Annotated in this window: 5 protein-coding genes; 3 read left to right on the forward strand and 2 right to left on the reverse strand. The window is 71.1% G+C overall.

The genetic code is table 11. From position 1 onward, the window contains the following. The first annotated feature begins 52 nt into the window (after positions 1–52). Positions 53–325 carry a hypothetical protein gene (locus tag WMF14_RS02080; RefSeq protein WP_437798516.1) on the forward strand — a complete coding sequence of 91 codons (273 nt, stop codon included), beginning with the start codon at positions 53–55 and terminating at the stop codon, positions 323–325. Here the strand turns inward: WMF14_RS02080 and WMF14_RS02085 are convergent. Together WMF14_RS02085 and argB are read right to left on the reverse strand one after the other, a co-directional pair. Continuing rightward, entirely contained in the window at positions 286–753 is a 468-nt protein-coding gene (locus WMF14_RS02085) for a hypothetical protein (protein ID WP_437798517.1), read from the reverse strand. The genes WMF14_RS02080 and WMF14_RS02085 overlap by 40 nt on opposite strands. Positions 754–831: 78 nt before the next feature. After that, the gene (argB, locus tag WMF14_RS02090) at positions 832–1,686 is read right to left on the reverse strand and encodes an acetylglutamate kinase (protein WP_272097455.1); all 855 of its coding nucleotides are present in this window, start codon (positions 1,684–1,686) and stop codon (positions 832–834) included. A 194-nt stretch (positions 1,687–1,880) separates the two neighbouring features. Between argB and WMF14_RS02095 the strand changes: the two genes are divergently transcribed. After that, positions 1,881–3,041, forward strand: coding sequence for a M20/M25/M40 family metallo-hydrolase (locus WMF14_RS02095; protein WP_437798518.1), 1,161 nt, complete (start codon positions 1,881–1,883; stop codon positions 3,039–3,041). A 146-nt stretch (positions 3,042–3,187) separates the two neighbouring features. Beyond that, positions 3,188–8,251 carry a protein kinase domain-containing protein gene (locus WMF14_RS02100; protein WP_437798519.1) on the forward strand — a complete coding sequence of 1,688 codons (5,064 nt, stop codon included), beginning with the start codon at positions 3,188–3,190 and terminating at the stop codon, positions 8,249–8,251. Positions 8,252–8,264: the final 13 nt, after the last annotated feature.

The following is an 8,264-nucleotide window of genomic DNA, read 5'->3' on the forward strand; positions in this document are numbered from 1 at the left end:
CCGCACGGCGCTCTTGATGTGCGCGGCGCGGGACGGTAACGAGGAGGGCGACGTGCGCCCGATGCCCGAAGCGCCCAACGCGCCCGAAGCGCCCGACGCTGAAGAGCGCCTCGCGCTCGCGAGCTGCGCCTTCGCGTCCGGCTGCATCCTGCTCGCGCCGCGTGAGTGGATCTCGTCGGGGCTCGCGCTCGTGCTCGCGGCGGTGCTCTTCGGGTGGCACCTCCGGCGGCGCGCCAGGGCCCCGAAGGGAGGGCCGGCGGCGCTCGCGCAGGGCGCCCGCGGCGCTCAGGGCGCGCCGGGTGAAGAGCCGCGGGCCTCCGCCTGAACGCGCAGCGGAGGGCGGCCGAAGCGGGCGCGCACGCGGTCGGCGACGGCGCGCACCTGCGGCGCCCCGAGCAGCCGCCGCTCCAGGCGCCGCTTGCCGGGGATGTCGAGGAGCATCACGCCGATCACGATCACCAGCACGCCCGGACCGGGGACGCCGGGCAGCGACAGCAGGATCCCGAGCGCGACGGCCATCACGCCGAGCAGGTTCTTTCCGATGCGCGCCGCCACGCGCACCCAGGCCGGGCGCCCTTCCAGGAAGGGCGCCTCTTCCTCCCGCTCCAGGTAGTCCTCGGGCAGCCGGACGAGCACGACAGCGGCGAGCGCCATGCCCGCGAGGAAGCTGACGAGGCACACGCCCACGCCGATGGCGAGCTGCTCGCGGTGCGACTCGACGAACGCGAGCGCTGCTCGGGCGGAATCCGTCATCGATGAGGCGGGCAACATACGGCGGTGAGGCGGGGAGCATACGGCGCGAGGCCGGCTCGGGCGAGTCGGGCCGGCGGCTCAGGGGATGAGCACGGTGCCGATCGAGCCCGGCTCGCTCGCCTCGCGCGCGAGATCGCCCGGCTTGAGCCGCCCCAGGATGTGGATGCGGCGGACCCCTTCGGCGAGCGCGGCGAACGACTCCTCGAGCTTCGGGATCATCCCGCGGGTGACGGCGCCGCTCGCGATGAGGGCGCGCCCCTCGGCGACCGTGAGGCTCGGGATGCGCGAGGCGGGATCGGACACGTCGCGCAGCACGCCCGGCACGTCGCTCACGAGGAAGAGCCCCGCCGCGCCGAGCTCGACGGCGACCCGGTTGGCGACCGTGTCGGCGTTGATGTTGTACGCCTGCCCGTCCGCGCCGGCCCCGAGGCAGGCGAGGACGGGCAAGTAGCCGCCGCTCCCGAGCAGCTCGAGCAGCCCGCGATCGACGCCCGTGATGTCGCCGACGAGGCCGAGGTCCACCGGCTCGGGCCCGGCGCTGGCGTACACCTGCGGCGGCCGCTTGACCGCCGAGAGGGCGGGCCCGCTCGCGCCGTGGAGCCCGACCGGCCTCGCGCCCGCGGCGACGAGCGCGGCGCACAGGTCGACGTTGAGCTTGCCGGCGACGACCATCTTCATGACGTCGAGCGTGTCCGCGTCGGTGACCCGCTGACCGGCGACCTGCCGGACGGGGATGCCGAGGCGCTCCTGCAGCCGGGTGGCCTGCGCGCCGCCGCCATGGACGACGATCGCGCGCGTGCCCGCGCGGGTGAGCGCCGCGAGGTCGCTGGAGAGGATGGCGAGGGCAGGGCCGCCGACGACCTCACCGCCGAGCTTGATGACGAGCGGGCCTGTCGCCGTGGTCACGGGTGCCTCCGCGCTGCTCTGGGACATTTCATGAGGGGCACACGTACCACTTCTGAAACGGCCAGGGCAGAGGTCGCCCGCGCCCGCGCCCGCACGCGAAGTGGCGGGGGGTGGGTGAGCGCCCACGCCGCGCGCGGGGTGGGTGGTAGCGCGAGCGGGCGCCGGCGACCTCGCGCGGGGCGGCGCTCGGCCCTCCGCGGCTTCCGTGGCATGCTTGCGCGGTGATCCAGGCCCTCCGACAGGCGCTGTCCAGCCGCGCGGAGCCGATGCTCGCGCTCCTCGAGCGGCTGGTGAACCTCAACTCGTTCACGGACAATCCACGCGGCGGTGACGCCGTGGGCGAGGTCCTTGCCAACGAGCTCTCGACGATCCCCGGCCTGTGCGTGCGGCGGTTCGCGAGCGCGCGCTACGCCGCGCACTGGGTGGCGGAGAGCGAGGCGGCCAAGGCGTCTCCGGCGGGGCATGTCGCCGTCGTCGGGCACCTCGACACGGTGTTTCCCCCGGGGGTCTTCGAGGGCTTCCGCCTGGACGGGGAGCTCGCGCGCGGGCCCGGCGTGCTCGACATGAAGGGCGGGCTCGTGGTGGCGATCGAGGCGCTCAGGGCGCTCGAGCGGATCGGCGCGCTGCCGGCGATCCCGGTGCGGTTCGCGATCGTGGCGGACGAGGAGGTCGGGTCGCCCGAGGGGCGGCCGCTGCTGCAGCGCGAGCTCGCGGGCGCCGCGTGCGCGCTCGTGCTCGAGGCGGGGCGCGAGGGGGACCGGATCATCACCGCACGCAAGGGCACGGGGGGCGCGACGGTGAGGGCCACGGGCAAGGCCGCGCACGCCGGCAACGCGCACCGGCAGGGCGCGAACGCCATCTGGGCGCTCGCGCGCTTCATCGACAGGGCGCAGCAGCTCACCGACTACGGGCGGGGGGTGACCGTCAACGTCGGCAAGGTGAGCGGAGGGCATGGCAGGAACACGGTGCCCGACGCGGCGGAGGCGCAGGTCGACTTCCGCTTCGTGAGCCGCGCGGACGGCGAGGCGATCCTGGCGGCGCTCGCCGCGGCGGCGCGCGAGGCGGCCGCCGAGGTGCCCGGCACCGCCGCGCAGGTCGACGGCGAGATCGCGCGGTCGCCGCTCGTGCGGACCGACGCGAGCGAGGCGCTCTACCGTGAGTACGCGGCCTGCGCGCGGGCGGCGGGGCTCGGCGACGCCGAGGCGCCCCTCCTCGGCGGCGGATCCGACGCCAGCTCGACGGCCGAGATCGGGATCCCGTCCATCGACGGGCTGGGGCCGCGGGGGAGCGGCTTCCACACGAAGGACGAGCTGGTCGAGGTGGGCACGCTGGTCCCCAAGGCGGAGGCGCTGGCGGCGTTCCTGCTGGGCCGGCGCGCCTGAGGGGCTGACGGGCGGCGCGCGACTCCGACGCTCGCCTGCCGCGGGCTGCCACGTGCGACCCCAGTGGATCACCTGGGGGGCTGCCTCGGGCCGCGCCTGTAAGGGATCCCCTTGCTGCGATGACCCGAACCCGCGAGAATGTATTTATGACAAGTGGGGCTGCTTACACATTGACGGGGGTCATCCACGAATCCACGGCGACGACGGTCTACCGGGGAGTTCGAGAGAGCGACCGCTCGCCGGTGGCGATCAAGCGGCTCAAGAGCGAGCGCCCGCTGCCGGTCGAGATCGCGAAGCTCAAGTACGAATACGCCATCGCCCGAGACCTCGCGCTGCCGGGCGTCGTGAGGGTCTATGGGATCGAGAAGGTGGGGAGCAGCCTCGCGCTCATCATGGAGGACGCGGGCGAGCGCCCGCTCAACGAGATCATCGGCGCGAGCAAGCTGAAGCTGGAGGACGCGCTCCGTATCGCGATCTCGATCGCCGACGTCCTGGAGTCGATCCATCGGAGGGGCGTCACGCACATGGACGTCAAGCCGCACAACATCCTCGTCGACGCGGAGACGTTGCAGGCCAAGCTGACGGATTTCGGCAGCGCGACGCGCCTATCGCAGGAAGCCCACAAAGCGAACCGCTTCGCGTCCTTCGAGGGGACCCTGGCCTACATGTCGCCGGAGCAGAGCGGGCGGCTGAACGTCGTCATCGATCGCCGCACGGACCTCTACTCCCTGGGCGTCACCCTGTACGAGATGGTGACGGGCGTCCTCCCCTTCCGGACGACGGACCTCATGGACCTCGTGCACAGCCACATCGCGCGGACCCCGCCGGCGCCGCACACCGTGTCGCCCGCGGTGCCGAGCGCCGTCTCCGACATCGTGATGAAGCTGCTCGCCAAGAGCCCCGACGACAGGTACCAGAGCGCCCACGGGCTCAAGGTCGACCTGGAAGAGTGCTCGTCGCAGCTCTCCTCGAAGGGGAAGATCGAGCCGTTCCCCGCCGGCCGATACGACTACGTCGATGAGCTGCGGGCGCCTCAGAAGCTCTACGGCCGGGAGACCGAGGTCGCGCTCCTCTCCGACGCCTGGGGCCGCACGAGGCAGGGCGGCAGCGAGTCCGTCCTGGTCTCCGGCTACTCCGGGATCGGCAAGTCGGTCCTCGTGAACGAGCTCCAGAAGAGCGTCGTTCGCGAGAGAGGGTATTTCGCGACCGGCAAGTTCGACCAGCTCAACCGGACCACCCCGTACGCGGCCGTCGCGCACGTCTACCAGGAGCTCCTCCGCAACATCATGGCGGAGCCCGCCGAGGCGCTGGCGCAGTGGAAGAGCAGGCTGGGGGAGGCGGTCGGCTCGAACGGGCAGCTCCTCATCGACCTGATACCGGAGCTCGAGCTCCTCATCGGCCCTCAGCCGGCCGTCCAGGCGCTCGGCCCCACGGAGTCCCAGGCGCGGTTTCAGCTGACGCTCCACAACTTCTGCCGCGCCTTCCCCTCCAAGGATCGCCCCCTGGTCCTCTTCTTCGATGACCTGCAGTGGGCGGACGCGGCGTCGCTCAAGTTCCTTCAGACCATCGCGGCCGAAGCGCGCATCGCCTACATGCTCATGATCGGCGCGTACCGCGACAACGAGGTCGACGCGAGCCACCTGTTCTCCGTGGTCCTCGGGGAGCTCCGCACGAAGGCGGCGGGGGTGAGCGAGCTTTCGCTCAAGCCGCTCGCCTTCTCCGACGTGAACCAGCTCGTCGCCGACACGTTGAGCTGCGATCCTCACCGCGCGGAGCCCCTCGCGAGGCTCATCTTCGACAAGACCCGGGGCAACCCGTTCTTCATGAGCCAGCTCATGAAGAGCCTGCACGCAGAGAAGCTCCTCTCGTTCGACCCCACCCGCTTCTCGTGGACATGGGACGTCGATCGCATCCACGAGGCGAAGGCCTCGGAGAACGTGATCGAGCTCATGGTGGGCAAGATGCGCCGGCTGCCCGAGCGCGCCCAGCGTGTCCTCTCGCTCGCGGCGTGCGTCGGCCACCAGTTCGATCTGACGACGCTGGCGATCGTCACGAGGCGGTCGCGCCAGGAAGCGGCCCGCGAGCTCTGGGGCGTGCTCCGCGAGGGGTTCATCCTCCCCGTGGACGCGGAGTCCAGGTTCTTCGATATCGCCATGGACGGTGAGCTCGCCGTCGCCGAGGACGGCTCCGGCGAGGAGCTCAACGTCTCTTACAGGTTCTTGCACGATCGCGTGCAGCAGGCCGCCTACGCGCTCATGGACGACGCGGACAAGCAGGCGGCGCACCTCCAGATCGGGCGGCTGATGCTGGAGGACAGCAGGCGAGACCAGTCCGAGGCCGAGCTGTTCGACATCGTGGGCCACATGAACAGGGGCGTCGCCCTGATCACGGACGAGCGCGAGAGGCGGACGCTCTCGCGGCTGAACCTCGACGCAGGCAAGCGGGCGAAGATGGGGGCCGCCTATGACGCCGCGGTCCATTACCTCGAGATCGGGACATCGCTGCTCGATCAGGAGAGCTGGAAGCGCGAGTACGAGCTCACGTTCGGGCTCCACGCCGAGCTCGCGGAGTGCAGGTGTCTGAACGGCAGCTTCGAGGCGGCCGAGCCGCTGCTCGACGTCCTCTCGGCCCAGGCGAAGAGCACGCTGGATCGCGCGAACATCTGCGTCCTGCGCATGACCTTCTACGTGATGACCGGCCAGATCGGCAAGGTGATCAGCCAGGCGCTGGAGGCGCTGGGGCTCTTCGGGATCGACATCCCTCAGGGCGCCGAGGAGCGCGACGCGATGCTGCGCAAAGAGCTCGCCGCCATGCGCGCGGGCCTGGAGGGGCGCGAGATCGCCGAGCTCATCGACCTGCCGCCGGCCGCCAGCGCGGAGACACAGAAGATCCTGAGCCTCCTGGGCGAGCTGGCGACGCCGGCGAACGCCGTGGATCCCACCCTCGCGCTGCTCGCGGTGGTCAAGCAGATCAACCTGTCGATGAAGCACGGGAACTCGGCCATGTCCGCCGTGGGGTACGTCACGTACGGCAGCATGCTGGTGAACGAGCTACCCCAGCTCCGCGGCAATCCGCGGCGGCACGAGGAGGGATACGCGTTCGCGAAGCTAGGGATCGAGCTGAACGAGAAGTTCAACGACATCCGCCTCACCTGCAAGCTCCTGATCTACTTCGCGGCGATACTCCATTTCTTCGAGCACCTCACGGTGGCGATCGACTATTTCGGGCGTGCCCGCGAGGCCGGGCTGGCGAGCGGCGACCCGGTCTTCTCGTCGTTTTGCTGCATGCATATCGCGGCGGCGAAGCTGAACCTCGGTGACGAGCTCGACGGGCTCGCGGAGGAGATCGAGCAGAACCTCGCGCTCGTGCGGCGGATCGGCGATCTGAACACGATCCACACCCTGATCTGCGCGAAGCAGGTGGTCGCGAACCTCACGGGCCGGACCGAAGGGGGGCACTCCCTGAGCGGCGGCTCGTTCGACGAGGCCGAGTTCACGAGGTCGATCGAGCGGCCGGAGTTCGGCTATGTGGCCAGCTGGTACAGCGCCTTCAAGCTTCAGCTGAGCTACCTCCACGGGGACTACGAGGCCGCGCGCTCGTTCCTGGCCGCGGCCGAGCGGCAGAGCGCGGGGTGGTCGAGCCACGCCTGGGCGACGGAGATCGTGTTCTTCGGCTGCTTGACGCTCGCGGCGTCGTGCGACGCGGCGCCGGACGGCGAGCGGGCGCAGCACATGGAGGCGCTCGCGACGCTCGAGGCGAAGCTGCGCCGGTGGGCGGAGCTGAGCCCGTCCAACTACGCCCACAAGAGCACCCTCGTGGCGGGCGAGGTGGCGCGCCTCTCGGGGCGGACGCGGGACGCGATGATGCTTTACGAGAAGGCGATCGACGGGGCGAAGGCGAACCGGTTCGTGCGCGACGAGGCGATCGCGAACGAGCTCGCGGCGAAGCTGTACGAGGCCGAGGGGCTGCTCCGGAGCGCTCGGGCCTTCATGACGGACGCGTACCACGCGTACCTCTTGTGGGGCGCGACAGCCAAGGTGGAGAGCCTGGCGCGGGTCGCGCCCCACCTCGTGCCTCCCGACGGAGGGCTCCTCGGGCCGCGCAGCGTGACCGCGTCGTCATCGCGCTCCAGCCGGGCCCAGACCACGTCGACGACGCGGCTCAGCACGAGCATCCTCGACGTGGAAGCGGTCATCCGGGCCGCGCAGGCGCTCGCGGGCGAGGTCGTCCTGGAGAGCGTCGTGAGCCGGCTGATGGAGATCGTCATCAAGAACTCCGGCGCGCAGAAGGGCGCCCTCATCCTCGATCGCGAGCAGCACCTGCTCGTCGAGGCGGTCGTCACGGCGGAGCCGAGCTCGCTCCGGGCAGGCCTGGCCATCCCGCTCGAGGGGAGCGACGACGTGCCGGTCTCCATCGTGCAGTACGTCGCGAGGACGAGGGAGCCCGTGATCCTGGCGGACGCGACGCAGGAGCCCCGGTTCGCGGGCGACCCGTACATCGCCGCGTGCGCCCCGAGGTCGATCCTGTGCCTGCCCATGGTCCACCAGGGCCGGACCAAGGGGATCATCTACCTGGAGAACCGGCTCGCCCCGAGCACCTTCAAGCCGGCGCGGCAGGAGCTCGTCAGGCTCCTCTTGTCCCAGGCCGGGACGGCCGTGGAGAACGCGCTGCTCTACGAGCACCTGGAGCACCGCACGGCGGCGCTCCAGGAGGCCGAGCAGCGGCTCGGGGTCGAGTTCGCCGGGCGAGAGCGGAGCGAGCGGGAGCGCCTGTCGCTGCAGGAAGAGATCATCCGGGTGCAGAACGATCGGCTCGCGGAGCTGTCCACCCCCCTCATCCCGATCACCGACCGGATCATGGTCATGCCGCTGATCGGGATGATGGACCGCGCGCGGGCCCAGCAGGCGCTCAGCACCGCGCTGCACGGGGTCGAATCGAACGGCGCCGAGGTCGTGATCCTCGACATCACCGGCGTGAAGCTCGTCGACACCGACGTCGCGAGCACGCTGATGTCCACCGCGAAGGCCCTCCGGATGCTCGGGGCGCAGGCGGTGCTCACCGGCATCCGCCCCGAGGTCGCGACGACCCTCACGGGCCTGCAGATCGAGTTCAAGGAGATCGTGACGCGGGGGACGCTCCAGAGCGGCATCGCGTACGCGCTGCAGAGGACGGGGAGGCCCGAGGCCCTCGCGAAGAGCGCTGCGCGCTGAGCGCAGCGCTGGC

The organism is Sorangium sp. So ce693 (genome assembly GCF_051521375.1).
In the GTDB taxonomy this organism is placed as follows: domain Bacteria; phylum Myxococcota_A; class Polyangia; order Polyangiales; family Polyangiaceae; genus Sorangium; species Sorangium atrum.